Raw genomic sequence first — 20537 nt, 5'->3', positions numbered from 1 at the left:
GTGGCGCCATGACGACGCCCCCCCAAACCCTGACCTTCAGATCGCCCGATGAAACCGCAGATTTTGCGACCCGTGTCGGGTCTTCGCTTGATGCCGGGGATGTCCTGTTGCTTAGTGGTGCAATCGGCAGCGGCAAGACGCATTTCGCACGCAGCCTCATTCAATCACTCATGCCTGAACCGGAAGATGTGCCGTCACCCACATTCACTTTGGTTCAGACCTACGACACCCCGGCCGGTGAGATCTGGCACTGCGATCTTTATCGGCTGAACGCGTTAGAGGAAGTGGATGAACTGGGTTTGGTCGATGCCTTTGACACAGCAATCTGCCTTGTGGAATGGCCGGAAAAGCTGGGCGCACTAGCCCCTGCCGCTGCGTTAAAGCTGGCCTTCGAAACAGACCCTGACACAGAAAATACCCGCCACGTGTCCTTGTCATGGGCCGATCCGAAATGGGTAAAAAAGCTGGAGAATGCCGGATGACAAACAGGACAGTCCTGGCAGAAGCCCTTATTGCACAAACTCCTTGGGCCGGGGCAACGCGTGCACCACTGGCCGGCGACGCATCGAACCGCCGGTACGAACGTGTGACCGATCCGGTCAGTGGGCGAACGGCTGTCCTGATGGATGCGCCACCTGACAAGGGCGAAAGCGTCGAATCGTTTGTGCGCATTGCCGACTATCTGCGTTCGATTGGACTGAGTGCGCCCGAGATTTACGCAGAAGACGCTGAATATGGATTTCTGCTGCTGGAAGATCTGGGTGATGATCTGTTTGCACGTGTTCTGAAAAAAGACCCGTCCAAAGAACGCCTTTTGTACGAGGCCGCAACAGACGTGTTGCTTCACCTGCATCAGGCCCCATTATTGTCGCTACCGTCCTACGACCCGGCCCTGATGACGGACCTGGCGGCGCTGGCGCTTACGAAATATGCCGCTGGAATTCAGGGCAATGTTGATCAGGACGTTCTGGACCGGTTCGAACTTCGGTTTGCCGATATTCTGCACCGTGAAACCTCTGGGGGCAAAGTTGTCATTCAAAGGGACTATCACGCGGAAAACCTTCTTTGGCTGCCCGAGCGCGACGGCATAAGGCGCGTCGGATTGCTGGATTTCCAATTGGCCATGCTGGGGCACCCCGCCTATGATCTGGTGTCCTTGCTTCAGGACATTCGCCGCGATGTTTCGGTCGGGACAGAAATGCAGATGATCAACCGCTATATTGCAGGGTCAGGTATGGATGATCACGAGTTTCGGACCGCGTACAGCGTATTGGGCGCGCAGCGAAATCTTCGCATCCTTGGCGGTTTTTCGCGGCTGGCAACCGATTACGGCAAGCCGCAATATCTGGACATGATCCCGGCGGTCTGGTCGCACCTCATGCGGGATCTGGAACACCCTGCCCTTGTTTCGGTGGCCTCGCTGCTGCACGACGCTCTGCCCCGACCAACACCTCAGAATTTGGCCAGGCTGAGGCCGCAATGACCGGATCACCCTTTGCCGTAATGTTGTTTGCCGCCGGATTTGGCACCCGTATGGGCGCGTTGACCAAGGACCGACCCAAACCGCTGATCGAAGTGTCCGGGCGCCCCCTGATCGACCATGCGCTGGATCTTGTCGACAACCTTGGCCCTGTTCGCACAGCGGCAAATGTGCATTACCACGTCGATCAGCTCGACGCGCATCTCGGGCCTAAAGGCATTCTGATATCGCGGGAGGAGCCGGAGATCCTGGAAACCGGCGGCGGGTTGCGCGCAGCCCTGCCATTGCTGGGAACCGACCCAGTGTTCACCCTGAATACCGACGCAATCTGGTCCGGCCCAAATCCATTGAAACTGCTGCAAAACGCATGGGATCCGGCCCGCATGGATGCGCTTTTGATGTGTGTTCCAACTGCGCAGGCCATAGGTCACGACGGGCCCGGTGATTTTACCGCTGATCAGGCGGGGCGGATCACGCGTGGGCCCGGCTTGGTTTACGGGGGCGCGCAGATCCTCAAGACACAAGGATTGCACGCCATCTCGCAGCCGGCGTTTTCGTTGAATCTGCTTTGGAACCAGATGCACGGCCAGGGGCGTTTGTTCGGCATCGAGTATCCCGGGCGCTGGTGTGATGTGGGTCACCCTGATGGGATCGCTCTGGCCGAGGATTTGCTGGCCGATGTTTGACCCCGAACCCCTTCCCCGCGTCTTCGCTGTTCCACCCGGTACGGATTTCCCCAAGGCGTTGGTCGACGGTCTGAAGCGGCGTTGTTCAGGTCCGCCCGAGGCTTTGGCGCGGGTGGAACTGGTGTTGAACACGCGACGCATGGAGCGGCGCGTACGTGATCTGTTCAATCAGGGGCCACCTTGCCTGCTGCCCCGCATCTCGCTGTTAACCGATCTGGGGGACAGCGCTGATCTGGCGCATATTCCACCTGCCATTCCGCCCCTTCGGCGGCGTCTGGAACTGACGCAGCTGGTGGCCAAATTGTTGGAACAACAACCGGATCTGGCCGCGCGGTCGTCGGTTTTTGACCTGTCCGAAAGTCTGGCGGCGCTGATCGACGAAATGCAGGGCGAAGGTGTGTCACCGGACACGATCCGGGGGCTGGATGTCAGCGACATGTCCGGCCATTGGGCGCGGGCTCAGACCTTTATCGGTATCGCAGATCATTTCATTGACACGGGCTCGCAGGTGATGGACGCGCAGGCCCGCCAACGTCGCGTGGTCGAAAACCTGATCGCCCGCTGGCAAACCGATCCCCCCCTGCATCCGGTTATTCTGGCCGGGTCAACCGGTTCGCGCGGCACCACGCTGATGCTGATGGACGCCGTCGCGCGCTTGCCGCAAGGGGCGCTGGTACTGCCCGGATACGATTTCGACCAGCCGGATCACGTTTGGGAAGGGTTGGATGATGCGTTGACTTCGGAAGATCATCCGCAATACCGGTTTCGCAAGTTGATGCGCGGGCTGGGCCTGTCACCCGGCCAGATCACCCCCTGGACAGACCTGAACGCCCCCTCGCCTGCCCGTAACCGTCTGGTTTCCCTGGCTTTGCGCCCGGCCCCGATCACCGATGCCTGGATGAGCGAAGGCCCGAAACTGGCTGATCTACTCGGCGCAACCAAAGACCTGACACTGGTCGAGGCGCAATCACCGCGGGACGAGGCTTTGGCCATTGCCCTGCGCCTGCGACAGGCTGCTGAAACCGGTCAGACCGCCGCCCTGATCACGCCCGATCGCATGTTGACCCGTCAGGTCAGCGCCGCGCTGGACCGGTGGAACATTCTGGCGGATGACAGCGCCGGCCTGCCGCTGCAACTCTCGCCTCCGGGCCGGTTTCTGCGACATGTGGCTGGTCTGTTCACGCGCCGTCTGGAGGGCGAGGCGCTGCTTACCTTGCTAAAGCACCCATTGTGTCATGACGGCAGTGAACGCGGTAACCATTTGCTGCACACGCGTGATCTGGAACTGGACCTGCGCCGAAATGGCCCGCCATTTCCGGATGGCACCAGCCTCGCAGCATTTGCAGCACGCAAAGAAACCCCCGAGGCCTGGGTCCAATGGGTTGTTCACCACTTCTGCGATCAACAGATCGGTGGCGAGTTGGCGCTTTCCGACTGGGTAGATCGGCTCACAACACTTGCCGAGGCGATCTCGGCCGGCAGTGCAGGTGAAACCGGCACGCTTTGGGACAAGAACGCAGGTCAAAAAGCGCTGGCAGTGCTGAATTCTCTCAGGGATGAGGCGCAACATGGCGGGCCGATGACGGCCCATGATTTTGCCGATCTTCTGGGCGCGTTGCTAGCAGGGGAAGAGGTCCGCGACCGCGACGCACCACATCCGCATATCATGATCTGGGGCACACTAGAAGCGCGGGTACAGGGTGCAGACCTGTTGATCCTTGGCGGATTGAACGAAGGCAGTTGGCCAGAAGCTCCGGCGCCCGACCCCTGGCTGAACCGGCAGATGCGTGACAAAGCGGGGTTGTTGCTGCCCGAACGGCGGATTGGCCTGTCGGCGCATGATTTTCAACAGGCCATCGGCGCGCCCGAGGTCTGGCTGACCCGCGCAACCCGCTCGGACGATGCGGAAACGGTGCCGTCCCGTTGGGTGAACCGGCTGACAAACCTGTTGCAAGGCCTGCCTGAGCAGGGTGGCCCCCAAGCGCTGGCCGAAATGCGCGCCCGTGGCCAAAACTGGCTGAATTGGTCCGACGCTCTGGAAGACGCGCCGCGCATTGACCCCGCGCCACGCCCATCCCCGCGCCCGCCAGTTGCCGCGCGTCCGCGTCACCTGTCAGTAACGGAAATCAAGCGGCTAATTCGCGATCCTTATGCCATCTATGCCAAGCATGTGCTGCGTTTGAAACCTCTCGACCCGCTTGTCCAGGCACCCGACGCGTTGCTGCGGGGGATCGTAATCCACGAAATCCTCGAACATTTCGTCAAGGATAGCGTGCTCGACAACGCCTTGCTGACGCGTGAGAATTTCCTGAAGCGCGCGCACGCATTGCTGGAGCAGCATGTCGCCTGGCCCACGGCGCGGCACCTGTGGCTTGCGCGACTGGAACGGATCGCAGACGACTTTATCAGCGCCGAACTTTCGCGCCGGGGTGACGGTGGACCAGTGGCCTTTGAAGCAGCGATGAAGCTGGTGCTGAACCCGCTGGATTTCACCCTCACGGGGCGCGCTGACCGGATCGATCACAACAGCCGGGGGGCCTTGCGGATAATCGACTATAAAACCGGCGCGCCTCCGACAGAAAGCCAGCAGTCCAAATTCGACAAGCAATTGCTGATCGAGGCTGCAATGGCTGAACAGGGCGGTATCGAAGGTCTTGACCCGATGGCGGTGGCAGAGGCGATCTTCATCGGGATGGGTGGTGCCTATAAAGAGGTGCCCGCGCCGCTGCTGAAAGAACCCGCCGAGAAGGTTCTGACCGAACTAAAAGAGCTGATTTCAGCCTATTTAGAGCCTGATCAGGGATATTCATCCCGCCGAATGCTGCACAAGGATACGGATATTGGTGATTATGATCATCTGGCCCGGTTCGGCGAGTGGGACCGGACAGCCGAAACGCGCCCCGAGGACCTGATATGAGCGCGCGCAACGAAGCCACCGAACGGCAGGTGCAGGCCGCGCGACCCGATGCCTCGACCTGGCTGGCCGCCAATGCGGGGTCAGGAAAGACACGGGTTCTGACCGATCGGGTGGCGCGCCTGCTGCTGGGTGGCGTCCAACCGCAGCACATACTTTGCCTGACCTATACCAAAGCTGCTGCCAGCGAGATGCAGAACCGGTTGTTTGACCGTCTTGGCAAATGGGCAATGCTGGAAGATGCCAGGCTACAAAAGGACCTGGCCGAACTGGGCGTGACCGGCGTTATCGATTCAGATCGATTGGCCCAAGCGCGCACCCTGTTTGCCCGCGCCATTGAGACGCCGGGTGGCTTGAAGATTCAGACAATTCACTCTTTCTGCGCCTCGTTGCTGCGTCGTTTCCCGCTCGAAGCCGGGGTCAGCCCGCAGTTTTCGGAAATGGAAGACCGTGCGGCAGCTTTGCTAAGGGAAGAAATTGTTGAAGATTTTGCAGAAGGCCCGCAGGCCGGGCTGATCGAAGACGTGGCCCGGTTTGTCACCGATACAGGCTTTGACAACCTGACTGCGGCGATCACCCAGAAACGCAACCTGTTCGCGCAGCAACTGGATTGGTCTGATCTTCTGCAACGCTTCGAACTGCCCTCGCATTTCGACGATAATGCGTTGTTCCAAAGCGTTTTTCAGGGTGGTGAGGTCCAGCTGATCCAATCAATGCTGCCCGTATTGCTCGAAAGTGGCGGCAATAATGCCAAGGCTGCGGCAAGGCTGGCAGGGTTCACCGACGCACGATTGGCTCACTTGCCCATGCTGGAAGACGTGCTGCTGACCGGAAAAGGCGCAAAAGAACCGTTTACCGCCAAGACCAACGGCTTTCCCACCAAACCCCTTCGCGAAGGTGCGCTGACTGACCGGATGCCTCAACTCGAAGCTCTCATGCTTCGGGTCGAGGCCGCGCGTGAACGCCGACTGGCGCTGGTTGCCGCCCAGAAAACCGCCGTTTTGCACCGCTTTGCCGCTGCATTTCTACCGGAATATGAACGCCGCAAGCAGTTGCGGGGGTGGCTGGATTTCGACGACCTGATCCTGCGCGCACGTCAGGTTCTGAATGACCCGGCGGTGGCCGAATGGGTGCTGTACCGTCTAGACGGGGGTATCGACCACATTCTTGTCGACGAAGCGCAAGACACCAGCCCCGATCAATGGGATGTGGTCGAAAAACTGGCTCAGGAATTCACCAGTGGGGAAGGGGCCCGATCAGGGGTCGAGCGCACGATTTTCGTGGTCGGCGATAAAAAGCAATCGATCTATTCCTTTCAGGGCGCCGACCCGCAGGCTTTTGACCGGATGCAGGAAGAGTTTGACCGAAAACTCGCTGAATCAGGCTCTAAACTGTGGGATTCGACGCTGGAATATTCATTCCGATCCTCCAGCGCGATCTTGTCTCTGGTCGACACGCTTTTTGAGAACCGCGCCGATGCGGGATTTCAGAAGGAAAGCCAGCACCGCGCCTTCAAATCCGATTTGCCCGGTCGGATTGATCTTTGGCCCGTCGTCGAGAAAGTCGAAGACGCGGAAGAGGGGGATTGGACCGATCCGGTGGACCGGCCCGGATCGCGGCATCATACCGTTATTCTGGCCAAACGGGTGGCTGAGACGATCAAAGAAATGATCGATGGCGGCGAAACGATCCCTGAAGACGGGGACACGCAGGGCCAGTTTGTTCGACGCAAAGTGCAACCGGGTGATTTTCTGATCCTTGTGCAACGCCGGTCCGACTTGTTTGCCGAAATCATTCGCGCCTGCAAGGTTGCCGGGCTTCCCATCGCCGGGGCGGACAGGCTGAAAGTGGGTGCCGAACTTGCGGTCAAGGATCTGGCTGCGCTGCTTAGCTTTCTGGCCACGCCCGAAGACAGCCTGTCGCTGGCGACAGTTCTGAAATCCCCACTGTTCGGATGGTCCGAGCAGCAGCTTTTCGATCTGGCCCATCGGCGGGAGGAGCAATTCCTGTGGGCTGCTTTGCGCAGACGCGCCGACGATTTCCCCAAAACCCTGGCCGTGCTGAACGATCTGCGCAGTCAGATCGACTTTCTGCGCCCCTATGACCTGATCGAACGCATTCTGACCCGACATGACGGGCGGCGAAACCTGTTGGGCCGACTGGGACCCGAGGCAGAAGACGGTATCAATGCCCTGCTGTCGCAGGCGTTGGCCTACGAGCGGACGGATATCCCCAGCCTGACGGGATTTCTGGTCTGGATGCAGACCGACGATCTGGAAATCAAACGACAGATGAGCGGGGTCGGCAATATGATCCGGGTGATGACGGTGCACGGCTCGAAAGGTCTGGAGGCTCCGATCGTCATTCTGCCGGATACCGGCAAACGTCAGCCGCCACGCGACGCCGAAATCATGGTGGCAGACGGGACACCGCTGTGGAAGGTTTCGGCAGACCAATCGCCAAACCTGATCACTCACGCCCGGTCAGAGGCGCGCACCCGCGAGGAAAACGAGCGGCTTCGCTTGCTATATGTGGCTCTAACACGGGCCGAAAAGTGGCTGATCGTGTCGGCGGCGGGTGATCTGGGTAAAGATGGCAACAGCTGGTACCAGATGGTAGAGGCGGCGATGGAAAAGGCCGGGGCAACGCAACTGCCTGGTTCAGATACACGTCGGCTGTCCCATGGCGACTGGGATGGGTTGCCATTGGTCGAGCAGTCAGTTGCATCGGCCAAACATGCAGAACTGCCCGACATGTTCCTGCACCCCGCACCGGAACGAGTTGTACCGGCGGCCTCTATCAGCCCTTCGGATCTGGGTGGGGCCAAGGCGTTGCCGGGTGACGCTGGTATGGATGAAGACGCTGCTAAACTGCGCGGAACCCGCGTGCACCTGCTGCTTGAGCATCTGCCCAAAGTCACGCAGAACCACTGGCCAGAGCTTTGTGCCCGCCTGCTGCCCGACATGAGGCAAGAGGATCAGGGCGCATTGCTGACCGAAGTCACAGGCGTACTGACATCCGAAAGCCTGCGACACATTTTCACGCCGGACACATTGGCCGAAATACCTGTTACTGCCGACCTGAACGGGCAGCGAATGTATGGGATTGTCGACCGCCTGATCGTGACAGACACCGATGTCCATGTGATTGATTTCAAATCAAATGCCACCGTTCCGAACCGGGTCAAAGATTGCCCCGAAGGGTTACTTCGCCAAATGGGCGCGTATGCGCAGGCCCTGTCGCAGATCTATCCAAACCATAAGATACGCACCGCAATCCTCTGGACAAGAACGGCAAATCTTATGTGGCTGCCACACGATCTTGTGACGGATGCCCTGGCCTGCACCCAGATATCTTGACCTTGCCTACTGCCGCCCCTACCTTCACAACCCAAGCGCATTTCATTCAGGAGACATAATATGTCGACCGTAGCCGTCACCGACGAAACCTTTGACGCCGAAGTCAAGAACTCGGACGTTCCAGTTGTAGTGGATTTCTGGGCCGAATGGTGCGGACCCTGTAAGCAGATCGGTCCGGCACTGGAAGAGCTGGCCGCCGAATATGGCGGCAAGGTCAAGATCGCCAAGGTGGACGTGGACAACAACCCGAACTCTGCCGCCGCCATGGGCGTGCGCGGCATTCCGGCGCTGTTCATCTTCAAGGACGGTCAGGTTGTATCGAACCGCGCAGGCGCTGCCCCCAAAGCCGCGCTGCAAAGCTGGATCGACGAATCCATCTAATCTGGCGATAACGAATTGTTCGAAAGGCGCCTCTGATCGGGGCGCCTTTTTTGTTGAATCGGCGGGGAAACCAATGGCGAAAACGCGCGTTCTTGTAGAATTCGGGATGGGCACATCCCTGCGCCGAATGGACTATACCGAAGCGTCGCTGCGGGCGATCAGGGACGCACTGTGGCACAACTCGGTCAATATGGCCGAACTGTTTGGTTTCCCGAAAGAGGCGATGATCATCGATGCCGAAATCGGCGTGCAGCAGCCGGATCAAGTGGATACCGACGCCCTCAAAGCCGTTTTCCCTTATGGCCAGCCCAACATTACCGTCACAAAGGGTGGGCTGGACATCGAAAAACCGCATGGCGACGGCCACACGGTCATCGCCAATGCTGCACTGATCGTTTCTTTCGACATGGAACCGACGCAATGAGTGAAAAGCGGATCATCCTGGAAATGGGCACTGGCAATGACCTTTATGGTCAGGATTATACCAAAGCAGCCCGCCGCGCGGTTCAGGACGCGCTGCATCATTCATCCATCACGCTGTTTTCAAAACTGGGGATCGATCACAACGAAATGCGCGTGCGCGTGACAATCGGCGTTCAGAATCCGGAACAGGTGAATTGCGAGTTGGTTGCTGTCGACTTGCCACGGGGCCGGGCCGAGGTTCGCGCGGTTAAAGGTGGTATGGATATCGCCGATGAAGAAGCTGGCACTCTGCACGTCATTGCAACTGCCGCGGTCGAGGCCTTTTTACCCGATCTTGCCGGGAAATACGCCCAGGGCTGAGCAACGAAAAAGCCGCTCGGAAATCCGGGCGGCTGGTTCGGTTTGACGATCTGTCGGTTGGATCAGATTTTAGCGATATCCGCGCGGCTCAGACCGATATCGTCCAGCTGCGTGTCGCTGAGTTCCGACAGAAGGTTCCGTGTTTTACGGGCTTCATTCCATGCGACAACATTGTCGAATGCATTGATGAAAACGTCCGCCACGTGCAGGATGGTAGCTGCTCCGAGCGGCGCATGAATATTAGCTGTAGTTGCCATGTGCGCAGTCCTTATTGAAGAAACAGCCGACCCGTCGTCGGTTGTGAGCCTCATCTAGTACCGCTTGGCCGGACTCACAATTGCTGGTCCGGTAACCCCGATTTGCATTTTTTGCATATCTTTTGGGCAGTTTGGCAATGGGTTGCGCCAACAACCGGTCCGGCCCATATATACCGCCAGCAAAAGCGGAGACGATCATGGCAGATAGCGACTTTCCCGGTTGGCACGGCACAACGATTATTGGCGTCAAGAAGGACGGTCATGTCGTCATTGCCGGCGACGGTCAGGTGAGTCTGGGTCAGACGGTGATCAAGGGCACTGCGCGCAAGGTGCGCCGCCTGTCTCCCGGAGGGTTCGAGGTCGTGGCAGGTTTTGCCGGATCGACAGCGGATGCCTTCACATTGCTGGAACGGCTCGAAGCCAAGCTTGAGGCTACGCCCGGTCAACTGGCCCGCGCCTCGGTTGAACTCGCCAAGGACTGGCGCACCGACAAGTATCTGCAAAAGCTTGAGGCGATGCTGATCGTGACAGACGGCAGGGATCTGCTGGTCATCACCGGGGCAGGGGACGTTCTGGAACCCGAACACAATGTGGCGGCCATCGGTTCGGGAGGCAATTTCGCTCTGGCCGCCGCGCGTGCCATGATGGACAGCGACAAATCCGCAGAAGACATCGCCCGGCAATCCATGGCCATCGCAGCAGATATCTGCGTCTACACCAATGGCAACCTGACGGTTGAGACGATCTCAGGCTAAAAGCGCCTTGATCTCTTTGCCTTTCCATCGGCGGTGCATGCCGACCAGCCCCAGGATCGCTGCAACGATCACGATGTAATAGGGCACGCGGATATCGATGCTCATCAACCCGCCACCGATCAATGACATGATCCCCCCCGCAAGACAGAACACGGCGGTGGCCACGCCCATGGCCCAGCCCTGATCCGCCTCGCTCACGCTTGAGGAGAACAGGCCCAACAGCGTTGGATAGGCGATGCCGAACAGGAAATAGAAGAAAAACACGGGGACATAGCTGAATACACCGCTTGGGCTGAAGGCAAAGGCAAACCCGCAAATGACCATCACCACAAGCGACGTGTAAATGATCGCGTGTTTGCTGAACCTTTCCTGGGCAGGCTTCACCAGGAACGTACTGGAAAAGGCCAACGCCACACCGATGACAACCATCGCCACGCTGCCCCCGATGACCCCATACCCGAATGCGCTGGTCAGGAAATTGTCGACAAACACGTAGAATGTGACATTGGCGATCATGAAAAACGAATAGACCGGCAAGATTTTCAGAACCAAAGGGTGTTCGCCAACTGCGATCAGACTGTCGGTAATATCGCGGGGACGAAACACAAAGGGCTCGCGCTTGGTTCGGGTGTCCTTGAAAAACAGAAGCACCAGAAGAATCGCGATCAACACCAACACGAACGCGCCATAGAACGGGGTTTTCAGCGTGGCAAAGCCGCCAAACAGCGCCGAATCCGACAAAACCGCGCCGATGATCGGCCCGCCGACAAGGCCAAAGCTGACACCTGTCACGATGTAGCCCATGTTTCGGTCCCGGTCAGACGCGTCAGTGCTGCCATCGATCATCGCTGCCTGCGCGATGGGCTGATTGCCCGCAGTGAACCCGGTAATCGAACGGCCGACGATCAGCAGAAGCAGGTTATTGAGATAAAGCGCCACAATGGTCAGCGCATATCCGGCCAACGCCCCCCCAAGGCAGACCAGCAGCGCATTCTTTCGCCCGATCGAGTCAGACACTTTCGAGACATAAACAACACCCAGAAACCACGACAGGAAAAAGCATCCGATCACCAGACCATAGTAAAAATGCCTACGGCCCACTGGCGTGCTTTCCGGCAGAAAACCCGAGCTCGTTTCCATGATCAACGAATTGATGATGGGAAAGACCAGACCTTGCCCAATCAGATCCACAAACACCACAAACAACAGGGTAATCTTGGCAATCTTCGTCATTCTGTATGCTCCTGACGCTCGTAACCCTGACGCAACCGTAACAGAGGGTTCGTGTTTTCCCCAAGCAAAGGATTTGCAAACCGCATGAGGCATTGTTAACCAACGCGGCCAAGACCCGCGGTTTGCTTGTTTTCATCAAAGCCATGATTACCTAGACCGCATCACGCAAATACGACCGAGAGGATTGCCCTTTGACCGACCTGACCCCGCGCGAGATTGTCTCGGAACTGGATCGATTCATTATCGGGCAAAAGGATGCCAAGCGCGCTGTGGCCGTTGCCCTGCGCAACCGCTGGCGCCGCAAGCAGTTGCCGGACGATATTCGCGAAGAGGTGTATCCAAAGAATATCCTGATGATCGGCCCCACCGGTGTCGGCAAGACTGAGATCAGCCGCCGCCTGGCCAAGCTGGCGCGCGCACCCTTTATCAAGGTCGAAGCCACGAAGTTCACCGAGGTTGGCTATGTCGGCCGCGACGTGGAACAAATCATCCGCGATCTGGCCGATGCCGCCATTCTGCAAACACGGGAATTCATGCGCGAAGACGTCAAGGCCAAAGCCTATCAGGCCGCCGAAGACCGCGTGATTGACGCCATCGCTGGTACGGATGCCCGTGAAGGCACACGAGAGATGTTCCGCAAAAAGCTCAAGGCGGGTGAACTGGATGAAACGGTCATCGAACTGGACGTCGCGGACAGTTCAAACCCAATGCCGATGTTCGATATCCCAGGACAACCTGGCAGTCAGATGGGGATGATGAATCTGGGCGATATCTTTGGCAAGGCGTTTGCCGGGCGCACTGTCAGGAAACGTCTGACTGTCGCCGAAAGCTATGACGTGCTGATCGGAGAAGAGGCAGACAAGCTGCTGGACGATGAGACGGTCACCCGCACCGCATTGGAATCGGTGGAACAGAATGGCATCGTTTTTCTGGACGAGATTGACAAGGTCTGTGCCCGCACAGAAGCGCGTGGCGGAGATGTAAGTCGCGAAGGGGTGCAGCGCGACCTGCTGCCCCTGATCGAAGGCACAACCGTCTCGACAAAGCACGGTCCGGTGAAAACCGACCACATCCTGTTCATCGCGTCCGGTGCGTTCCATATCGCCAAACCGTCAGACCTTTTGCCCGAGTTGCAAGGCCGTCTGCCCATTCGGGTAGAGCTGCGCGCGCTGACCGAGGAAGACTTCGTGCGTATCCTGACTGAAACAGACAACGCACTGACCCGGCAGTATACAGCCCTCATGGCCACCGAAGAGGTCACGGTTGGGTTTACCGAGGATGGTATTGCTGCCTTGGCGCGGATCGCAGCCGATGTGAACCAGAGCATTGAAAACATTGGTGCGCGGCGACTTTACACAGTCATGGAACGGGTCTTTGAAGAGCTGTCATTCACCGCACCAGACAGGGCCGGAACAGAAATAACTGTCGACGCACAATTCGTGGACGACAATCTGGGTGAATTGACCAAGTCGGCGGATTTGAGCCGTTACGTTTTGTAGCAGCTCGGATCCGATACTGCCGCTTTTCCCTTTTGCCAACTGGAAGCATGGCGGTTTGTCTGAGGCACGCCACGTTGGAGGCACGTGGCGATCGAACCTCAACTGGGAAATTGAGGCCGAAATGCCTGGACAATGCGGTCTCAGGGGGCAGGTGTTTAGCGTTTTTTCGCCAAAACGTACCCAGTGGTAGTGGAACAACCTTGAAATTGCGCCCTTAAGTTGACACTAGGCACTTGCATTTATTGGCAAAGGTTATCTGATCGTGTCCATCACTCCTGTTCTTCTTTGCGGTGGTTCTGGCACCCGTCTTTGGCCGCTGTCCCGGAAATCCTATCCCAAGCAGTTTACAGCGATCACCGGGGACGAGACCCTGTTTCAATCCTCGGCCCGGCGCGTGTCAGGGTCGGACTATGATGCACCAGTAGTGGTGACCGGATCTGATTTCCGGTTTATCGTGACTGAACAATTGCAGGCGGCTGGCATTGATCCAGGCACGATTCTGATTGAACCTGAGGGGCGCAACACCGCGCCGGCGGTTCTGGCGGCAGCCCTCCATGTGGCAAAGTCCGACCCCGAAGCCCTATTGCTGGTTCAGCCCTCCGACCATGTTGTACCTGATGCTGACGCCTTTCGTGCAGCCGTGGCTGCAGGTATTCCAGCAGCCCAAGCCGGGCAGTTGGTAACCTTTGGGATAACACCGGATCGGCCCGAGACCGGCTATGGCTATCTTAAACTGGCTGGAGCACCGGAGGGCACCGCTCCTGTCAAACTCGACAGCTTTGTCGAGAAACCAGATGTTGAAACCGCCTCTGCGATGCTGGCCGACGGCAAGCATCTGTGGAATGGTGGCATTTTTCTTTTCAGGGCCTGTGACGTCATCGCCGCTTTTGAAACCCACGCCCCGACACTGATGGCTCCGGTCCGGGCCGCTTGCGAAGCTGCCAAAACGGATTTGGGTTTTCTACGGCTGGACCCAGAGGCCTGGAAGCAGGCCGAAGATATCTCGATCGACTATGCGGTGATGGAAAAGGCCGACAACCTGAGCGTTGTTCCATTTTCTGCTGGCTGGTCTGACCTGGGTGACTGGGGTTCGGTTTGGCGTGAGGCGGGACCGGATGACAACGGAGTTGTGGCCACAGGTAATGCGACCTCAATAGACTGTAATGACACGCTTTTGCGTTCTGAGGCGGGTAATTTGGAAGTGGTCGGCATCGGCCTGAAGGACATAATCGCTGTGGCTACATCCGACGCGGTTTTGGTGGCGGACAAATCCCGTGCGCAAGACGTGAAGAAGGCTGTCGAGGCGCTCAAAGTCAAGGGCGCAAGCCAGGCCACCATTTTTCCCAAGGATTTCCGCCCGTGGGGTTGGTTTGAAAGCCTGGTGGTTGGCGGACGTTTTCAGGTCAAGCGTATTCATGTACACCCCGGCGCAGCACTATCGCTACAAAGCCATCACCACCGGTCCGAACACTGGATTGTTGTTGAGGGAACCGCGAAGGTGACCGTCGATGACGACGTCAAGCTGGTCACTGAAAACCAGTCCGTATACATTCCGCTTGGCGCTGTGCATCGCATGGAAAACCCAGGCAAGGTTCCAATGGTGCTGATCGAAGTGCAGACCGGAAGCTATCTGGGCGAAGATGACATCATCCGCTATGAGGACGTCTATTCCAGGGTCTAGGACACGGTTGGATAACCGCTTTAGACTGACCGGGTGGCCGAAGGAAAACGGAAATGGAAAACGATCTCAATGCAGCCAAGAAGCGGCAGGTTGTCTATGACCTGACCGAGGTGCTTTTAGCCTCGACCGGTAAGCTGCGTTATTACGGGATCGCCAGGGTCGTTGCCGAGATTGGCACTGAGCTCAGAAAACAGGACGCGTCCGTCAGATTCGCCGTTTTCTCGCAGGGTCATAATGAACTTCTAGAAGTATTCCCAACCATACGAGCAGATGGTGGCGTTGACCTGAACGTTCCAATCGGTATCCGGCAATTGCGCGTGCGCAGTCACCACTACACCAAGTCAATTATGAGGGATCTGGTGCTGGCGGCCGTCAGACCGCTGGTCGGGCGCAGAAACCGCAAAGCCTGGGAGGCGATAGCCCCAGACATGACGCCCATCGACATGTCTGGAAAGACGTTGGTGAGTTGTGGGCGGCCCAAGTTGATCGTTGAAATCCTGTGCACTCTGGATCGTAAAGGGGTTTCTTGCGATATCATTCCATTGCTGCATGACATGATCCCCATGCACGATTTTGAACACCAGCTGGCAAGTTTCCCGCGCAACTTCATAGGGGATAACCAACTGCTGGTTTCCCGCGCCAAGGCGCTGTTAACAAACTCCGAATTTACGCGACAGGAAGTTCTGGACTTCTCCGAAAAAGGTGTTCTGCCGGAAGCGCCAGAGGTCTACGCAGTCCCCTTGGTTCATGAATGCCCCGAGGGAACCGAGCAATCCGAGCAAGATATTCCGGATAATCCATATATCATGACAGTTGGATCGATGCTGGGCCGCAAGAACCTGGATGTCGTATTCGAAGCATTGCGCATTCTGAAGCGTGACGGGAAAGACGTACCCACTTTGGTTCTGGCAGGGGCGTTGCGTCACAAAACAAGCACCTATCTGCAATCAGACGAATGCACAACGATCCGTGAGCACGTGGTCTTCCGCGAGAACCCCAATCAGACAGACCTTGTAAACCTGTACAAGAATGCTTTGGCACTTGTCATGCCTAGCCGAATGGAGGGCTGGGGTTTACCCGCCGGTGAAGCCTTGTGGTTCGGTACACCAGCGCTTTGCTCTACTGCGGCGGTTCTGAAAGAAGTGTGCGGAGATCTTGGTGTCTATTTCGATCCAGATCGGCCTGATCAACTTGCAAACCATATCACAAGGCTGCTGACAGATCCGGAGTTCGCTCAGAACCTTCGCGCACGCATTGCTGCGCATAAACCGCAGCTTCGCACTTGGTCGAACGTTGCAGCGGACGTGCGAGCGGTATTGCAAAGACTGGACTAACGGGACCGTTACCCATCCCGGCAATAGAGCCCATAAACTTCGAAAGGACTGTCATGCCTGGCAATTCCCCTCTAAAATGTCACGTGGTTTTGGTCCAATCGACCTCGGCGCTGCGCGCAGGTCTCAGCATTACTCGGCATTCTGTCAGGCAGACGCCACACTCGCCGTCAAGAGTCAGCCCTTCTGTTGTGTGAACCTCAATTTTCCAGATAAGCGCGATTACTTGCTCATGAAGTCGAGTTAGTCGCAAAAGCCCTTAAAATCAGTACACTTCGGTATTACTGCGAAACAATCCAAGAAGATGAGACCACTTCATCTGGCAGACTGCATGGAGAGTAAGCTATGAACGCCCCTACGTTTAACCAAGATGGCAAAAAAGTATTCTTCGATATCTCAGGACTAATCGACTATATCAAAAAAGTTGATCGCTACTCGGGCATTCAGCGTGTTGTTGTTGAGTTGATCTCAGAGTTTTCTAAACTAAGCGATCCAAAGCTTGTTTACCTTTGTTGGTGCGATGCAAACTCCGGTGTTCAGCGCTGTTTGCTTCTGGAGGAAATGGGTCGAGAAACCCTTACGTCGCCAGCTAAGCTGCGGCAGATTTTCTATCCTTGGAAATCCGCGCGCTCAAATCTTCCAATGTTGGACGGGTACCGGAACCGCCCTGCAAAGTATTTCTTCCACCGCACCAAATTGGATGTGATGAGCTTTCTCAGAAGAGAGTCCGTATTTCGAAAAAAGGACATGTCATCAGAGATGTGGCGCGCGGCCCGGCGGAAGAAAGCACCAGTCGAAACCTCGGGGTCTCGCCGAACCGAGCAACCTTTGTTCGATGTGGCAATAGAAGGTGACCATCTTGTGCTTCTGGACAGCAGTTGGCTGGCGCGCCACACTCAGGCGTTCAAAAAGGCGAAAGCGAATGGGATGGAAGTACATTCGCTGGTGTACGATCTGATCCCTATCGTGGCACCACAGTTTACAGCTGGAAGCATGCCTTATGTATTTTATGACTGGCTTTTAGACAGTCGGGAGTACACAAGCCGCTACATGACAATCTCTGAGGCGACCCGGCAGGATCTTTTACGCTTTTTTCAAGCACACGATATCCAGAGAAATGCGACCGCTGTTCCCTTGGCGCAGGCGGGGTTGTCCAAGATTGGGCTCGAAGACGAGAATGCCCAGAAACAAGGGCCCGTGTCTTCGCGGATTTCGTTCGACGCTTTCCCCCATCTTGAAGACGCCAGCCAGCTAAGTGTCCACCTGCGGAAAATTATTGGTGAGCCTTATGCGCTTTGTGTTGGTACGGTCGAACCACGCAAGAATATCTGGCGCACCGCGATGGCGTGGAAGTACCTTGTTGATCAGGGCCATGTTGATCTGCCTAAGCTTGTGTTTGCCGGCCGCAAAGGCTGGCTTACAGACGAGTTCGATAACCTATTAGAGGGGACAGGCGATATATACGGCTATGTAAGCATGGTTGACGGACCAACAGATGAGGAGCTTGGCGTCCTTTACAAGAACTGCCAGTTCGTGCTGATGCCGAGTGTTTACGAGGGATGGGGCCTGCCCGTGGGCGAGGCGTTGGCCTACGGAAAAACGGCCGTAGTCGCCCAGAATAGCTCGCTCGTCGAAGTAGGAATGGATCTTGTTGAATATTGTGATGCAATGAGCGTCCAAAGCATCGGCGAGGCCGTCTTAAGGCTCAATAACGCTGCCCACCGTTCAGAACTGGAAGAAAAAATCAAAACCGCGCCACTGCGCAGTTGGTCAGATGTGGCTCGGGATATGGGGCGGGCAATGTACGCACCCAAAAAAACCGATGCATATTGACGTCTTTCACGACTTATCGCAGGCCCAATCTTTCATCAGAAAGTCCGCGCTCTTGGTTCTAAGCTTGGGTTCGCAGGTTTCAATTCCAATACAGAGCTTTGAATTGGCCAGTTTTGTAGCCCTTGCGCGTGAAATAATACTAAAGCGGTCTTGCACACACTACTAAGTTGACAAAAAAGCACTGCTCATGTCGGCCAGGATTTTCCGACAGGCAAAAGACAAAACAGAAAGGGATTAAGAGTGACAAAAACTGCTATCGTCACAGGTATCACAGGACAGGATGGTGCCTATCTCGCTCAGCTGTTGCTGAACAAGGGTTATAACGTCGTGGGGACCTTCCGTCGGGTTGTTTCCACGAATTTCTGGCGCATTGAAGAGCTTGGTATTCGTAACCATCCCAATCTGGATCTGTCGGAACTCGACCTGACTGACATGGGGACAATGATCCGGCTTATTCAGAAGGTGGAACCGGATGAGATCTATAACTTGGCGGCTCAAAGCTTTGTGGGCGTCTCGTTTGAACAACCGCACACAACCGCACAGATCACCGGCGTTGGCGCACTTTATTTGCTGGAAGCTATCAGAATAGTGAACCCCAAAATCCGGTTCTACCAGGCTTCCACTTCCGAAATGTTCGGCAAGGTTCAGGAAGTACCGCAGCGCGAGACGACTCCGTTCTGGCCGCGCAGCCCCTACGGTGTTGCCAAACTATACGCGCATTGGATGACCATCAATTATCGAGAAAGCTACGATATATTCGGCAGCTCAGGCATTCTGTTCAACCACGAAAGCCCTTTGCGAGGGTTGGAGTTCGTAACACGCAAAATCACTGACGCGGTTGCCAAAATCAAACTGGGTCAACTTGATTGCCTTGAGCTGGGCAATCTTGACGCAAAGCGCGATTGGGGGTTTGCCCGGGACTACGTGGATGGCATGTGGCGTATGCTGCAAGCTGATGAACCCGATACATTTGTACTGGCGACCGGTCGCACCGAGACAGTGCGGGATTTTGTCGCCATGGCTTTCAAGAGCGCGGGTATCGAGCTGCGTTTTGAAGGTGAAGGTGAGAAAGAAGTGGCGGTGGACGCCGAGGGCAGCCGTGTTCTTGTGAGGATTAGCCCCAAATTCTATCGCCCTGCTGAAGTGGATTTGCTGATTGGCGACGCGAGCAAGGCAAAACAAGAGCTTGGTTGGGAGGCGACAACATCTTTGGAGGAACTCTGCCAGATGATGGTTGAGGCGGATCTTGCACGTAACGAAAAGGGTGTGTCCTTTTGATGCCGGCACCCCGAGTTCTGATTACCGGACGCTATGGCTTTACCGGACACTATGCCGCAATAGAGCTTGCAGAAGCAGGGTGGGACGTTTGGGGCACCGGAACAAATCCGGCCCCCAAGCCTGATTCCCAATATCTGGAAGCAGATTTGACAGATTCATCGGGTCTAGAGCAGGTCATTACCCATGTCGCTCCGGACGCGGTGCTGCATTTGGCAGGGGTCGCATTTGTGGCACACGGAACCGCCGAGAGCTTTTATCAGGTCAATCTAATGGGGACGCGGTGCTTACTAGAAGCGCTTGCCAACACCGGACATGGCCGCAAAGCCGTCGTTCTGGCCAGTAGCGCGAATATCTATGGTAACGCCGCCGTGCCATCCACAGGGGAATCTACCCCCCCGGCACCTGTTAACGATTACGCGGTTTCAAAACTTGCAATGGAGCACATGGCCCGGCTGTATAACGACCGTCTTCCTGTCGTTATTGCCCGACCATTCAATTATACCGGTCTTGGCCAGGACCCCAAGTTTCTTGTTCCCAAGATCGTTTCTCATTTCCGTCGTAAGCAGCCACAGATAGAATTGGGAAACCTGGATGTCGCGCGGGACTTTTCCGATGTACGCGATGTTGCGCGAGTGTACAGGTTGCTTCTGGAAAACGCACCCGAAGGTGAAACCGTGAACATCTGCTCCGGTAAAGCAACCGCGCTGGCGGAGATTCTGGACATGTGTCGAACCATAACCGGCCATGAGATCGAGGTGGTGTCTAATCCTGCCTTTATGCGCGCACAAGAAATCAAGGTTCTGATGGGCGATCCCACACTTCTGGAAAACCTGATCCCGATCGGCATCCGTCACACTCTGGAAGAGACGCTGAAATGGATGCTGAAGGAGTGACCTGAAGCATCTCGATTGCCGCCGCCAGAGGTTCTTGGCAGAACAATCGGCCGTAGCATCCGGATACCATCGCCAACGGGATCGTATATGAACTGCAGGAAAAGGTGATTGGATCTCTGATTCACATCACCGTTTATGGCCGTCTATTTTCTGATCCAGAACGGCTTGGGGTCA

Annotated in this window: 17 protein-coding genes; 15 read left to right on the top strand and 2 right to left on the bottom strand. The window is 56.5% G+C overall.

The window, feature by feature from the left end; translation table 11 throughout:
• Positions 1–8: 8 nt before the first annotated feature.
• The 8 genes from tsaE (at position 9) to ACR0D9_RS08580 (ending at position 9603) form a co-directional block, all read left to right on the top strand.
• The gene (tsaE, locus tag ACR0D9_RS08615; RefSeq protein WP_480538418.1) at positions 9–482 is read left to right on the top strand and encodes a tRNA (adenosine(37)-N6)-threonylcarbamoyltransferase complex ATPase subunit type 1 TsaE; all 474 of its coding nucleotides are present in this window, start codon (positions 9–11) and stop codon (positions 480–482) included.
• A complete protein-coding gene (locus tag ACR0D9_RS08610; RefSeq protein ID WP_480538416.1) occupies positions 479–1483 on the top strand; it encodes an aminoglycoside phosphotransferase family protein in 1005 nt (334 codons plus the stop codon). Before tsaE ends, ACR0D9_RS08610 begins: the two co-directional genes overlap by 4 nt.
• Positions 1480–2166, top strand: a complete 687-nt coding sequence (locus ACR0D9_RS08605) for a nucleotidyltransferase family protein (protein ID WP_480538414.1) — start codon at positions 1480–1482, stop codon at positions 2164–2166. The genes ACR0D9_RS08610 and ACR0D9_RS08605 overlap by 4 nt, the downstream gene beginning before the upstream one ends.
• The gene (gene addB, locus ACR0D9_RS08600) at positions 2159–5083 is read left to right on the top strand and encodes a double-strand break repair protein AddB (RefSeq protein ID WP_480538412.1); all 2925 of its coding nucleotides are present in this window, start codon (positions 2159–2161) and stop codon (positions 5081–5083) included. The genes ACR0D9_RS08605 and addB overlap by 8 nt, the downstream gene beginning before the upstream one ends.
• Positions 5080–8439, top strand: coding sequence for a double-strand break repair helicase AddA (gene addA, locus ACR0D9_RS08595; RefSeq protein WP_480538410.1), 3360 nt, complete (start codon positions 5080–5082; stop codon positions 8437–8439). The genes addB and addA overlap by 4 nt, the downstream gene beginning before the upstream one ends.
• Positions 8440–8499: 60 nt before the next feature.
• A complete protein-coding gene (gene trxA, locus ACR0D9_RS08590) occupies positions 8500–8820 on the top strand; it encodes a thioredoxin (RefSeq protein WP_209505247.1) in 321 nt (106 codons plus the stop codon).
• 73 nt (positions 8821–8893) lie between these two features.
• Positions 8894–9244, top strand: coding sequence for a Lin0512 family protein (locus ACR0D9_RS08585; protein ID WP_209598521.1), 351 nt, complete (start codon positions 8894–8896; stop codon positions 9242–9244).
• Positions 9241–9603 carry a Lin0512 family protein gene (locus tag ACR0D9_RS08580; protein ID WP_480482586.1) on the top strand — a complete coding sequence of 121 codons (363 nt, stop codon included), beginning with the start codon at positions 9241–9243 and terminating at the stop codon, positions 9601–9603. The genes ACR0D9_RS08585 and ACR0D9_RS08580 overlap by 4 nt, the downstream gene beginning before the upstream one ends.
• 62 nt (positions 9604–9665) lie before the next feature.
• On the opposite strand, the gene ACR0D9_RS08575 is transcribed toward ACR0D9_RS08580, so the two are convergent.
• Positions 9666–9860 carry a DUF1127 domain-containing protein gene (locus ACR0D9_RS08575; protein ID WP_209505251.1) on the bottom strand — a complete coding sequence of 65 codons (195 nt, stop codon included), beginning with the start codon at positions 9858–9860 and terminating at the stop codon, positions 9666–9668.
• Between the two features lie 197 nt (positions 9861–10057).
• Here ACR0D9_RS08575 and hslV point away from each other — a divergent pair, with 197 nt between their 5' ends.
• Positions 10058–10615 carry an ATP-dependent protease subunit HslV gene (gene hslV, locus ACR0D9_RS08570; protein ID WP_480482584.1) on the top strand — a complete coding sequence of 186 codons (558 nt, stop codon included), beginning with the start codon at positions 10058–10060 and terminating at the stop codon, positions 10613–10615.
• Here the strand turns inward: hslV and ACR0D9_RS08565 are convergent.
• Complete coding sequence (locus ACR0D9_RS08565; RefSeq protein WP_480486882.1) at positions 10607–11848, bottom strand: MFS transporter; 1242 nt, start codon at positions 11846–11848, stop codon at positions 10607–10609. The two genes, hslV and ACR0D9_RS08565, sit on opposite strands and share 9 nt — an antisense overlap.
• A gap of 191 nt (positions 11849–12039) precedes the next feature.
• Here ACR0D9_RS08565 and hslU point away from each other — a divergent pair, with 191 nt between their 5' ends.
• The 6 genes from hslU to ACR0D9_RS08535 all read left to right on the top strand — a co-directional run bounded on the left by hslU (position 12040) and on the right by ACR0D9_RS08535 (position 20363).
• Positions 12040–13347, top strand: coding sequence for an ATP-dependent protease ATPase subunit HslU (gene hslU / locus ACR0D9_RS08560; protein ID WP_480474422.1), 1308 nt, complete (start codon positions 12040–12042; stop codon positions 13345–13347).
• Between the two features lie 262 nt (positions 13348–13609).
• On the top strand, positions 13610–15028 hold the full coding sequence (locus ACR0D9_RS08555; RefSeq protein WP_480482576.1) for a mannose-1-phosphate guanylyltransferase/mannose-6-phosphate isomerase: 1419 nt from the start codon (positions 13610–13612) through the stop codon (positions 15026–15028).
• 53 nt (positions 15029–15081) lie between these two features.
• The gene (locus tag ACR0D9_RS08550) at positions 15082–16362 is read left to right on the top strand and encodes a glycosyltransferase family 4 protein (RefSeq protein WP_480538408.1); all 1281 of its coding nucleotides are present in this window, start codon (positions 15082–15084) and stop codon (positions 16360–16362) included.
• A 342-nt stretch (positions 16363–16704) separates the two neighbouring features.
• Positions 16705–18192: a glycosyltransferase family 4 protein gene (locus ACR0D9_RS08545; RefSeq protein ID WP_480486888.1), complete on the top strand. Its 1488-nt coding sequence runs from the start codon at positions 16705–16707 to the stop codon at positions 18190–18192.
• 240 nt (positions 18193–18432) lie between these two features.
• Positions 18433–19470, top strand: coding sequence for a GDP-mannose 4,6-dehydratase (gene gmd / locus ACR0D9_RS08540; RefSeq protein WP_480486890.1), 1038 nt, complete (start codon positions 18433–18435; stop codon positions 19468–19470).
• Positions 19470–20363, top strand: coding sequence for an NAD-dependent epimerase/dehydratase family protein (locus tag ACR0D9_RS08535; RefSeq protein ID WP_480538406.1), 894 nt, complete (start codon positions 19470–19472; stop codon positions 20361–20363). Before gmd ends, ACR0D9_RS08535 begins: the two co-directional genes overlap by 1 nt.
• Positions 20364–20537: the final 174 nt, after the last annotated feature.

The sequence above is a fragment of the Ruegeria sp. AK11 genome (assembly GCF_056541095.1).
The sequence above is the reverse complement of the archived record's forward strand: the minus strand, read 5'-3'. Positions and strand labels throughout refer to the sequence as shown.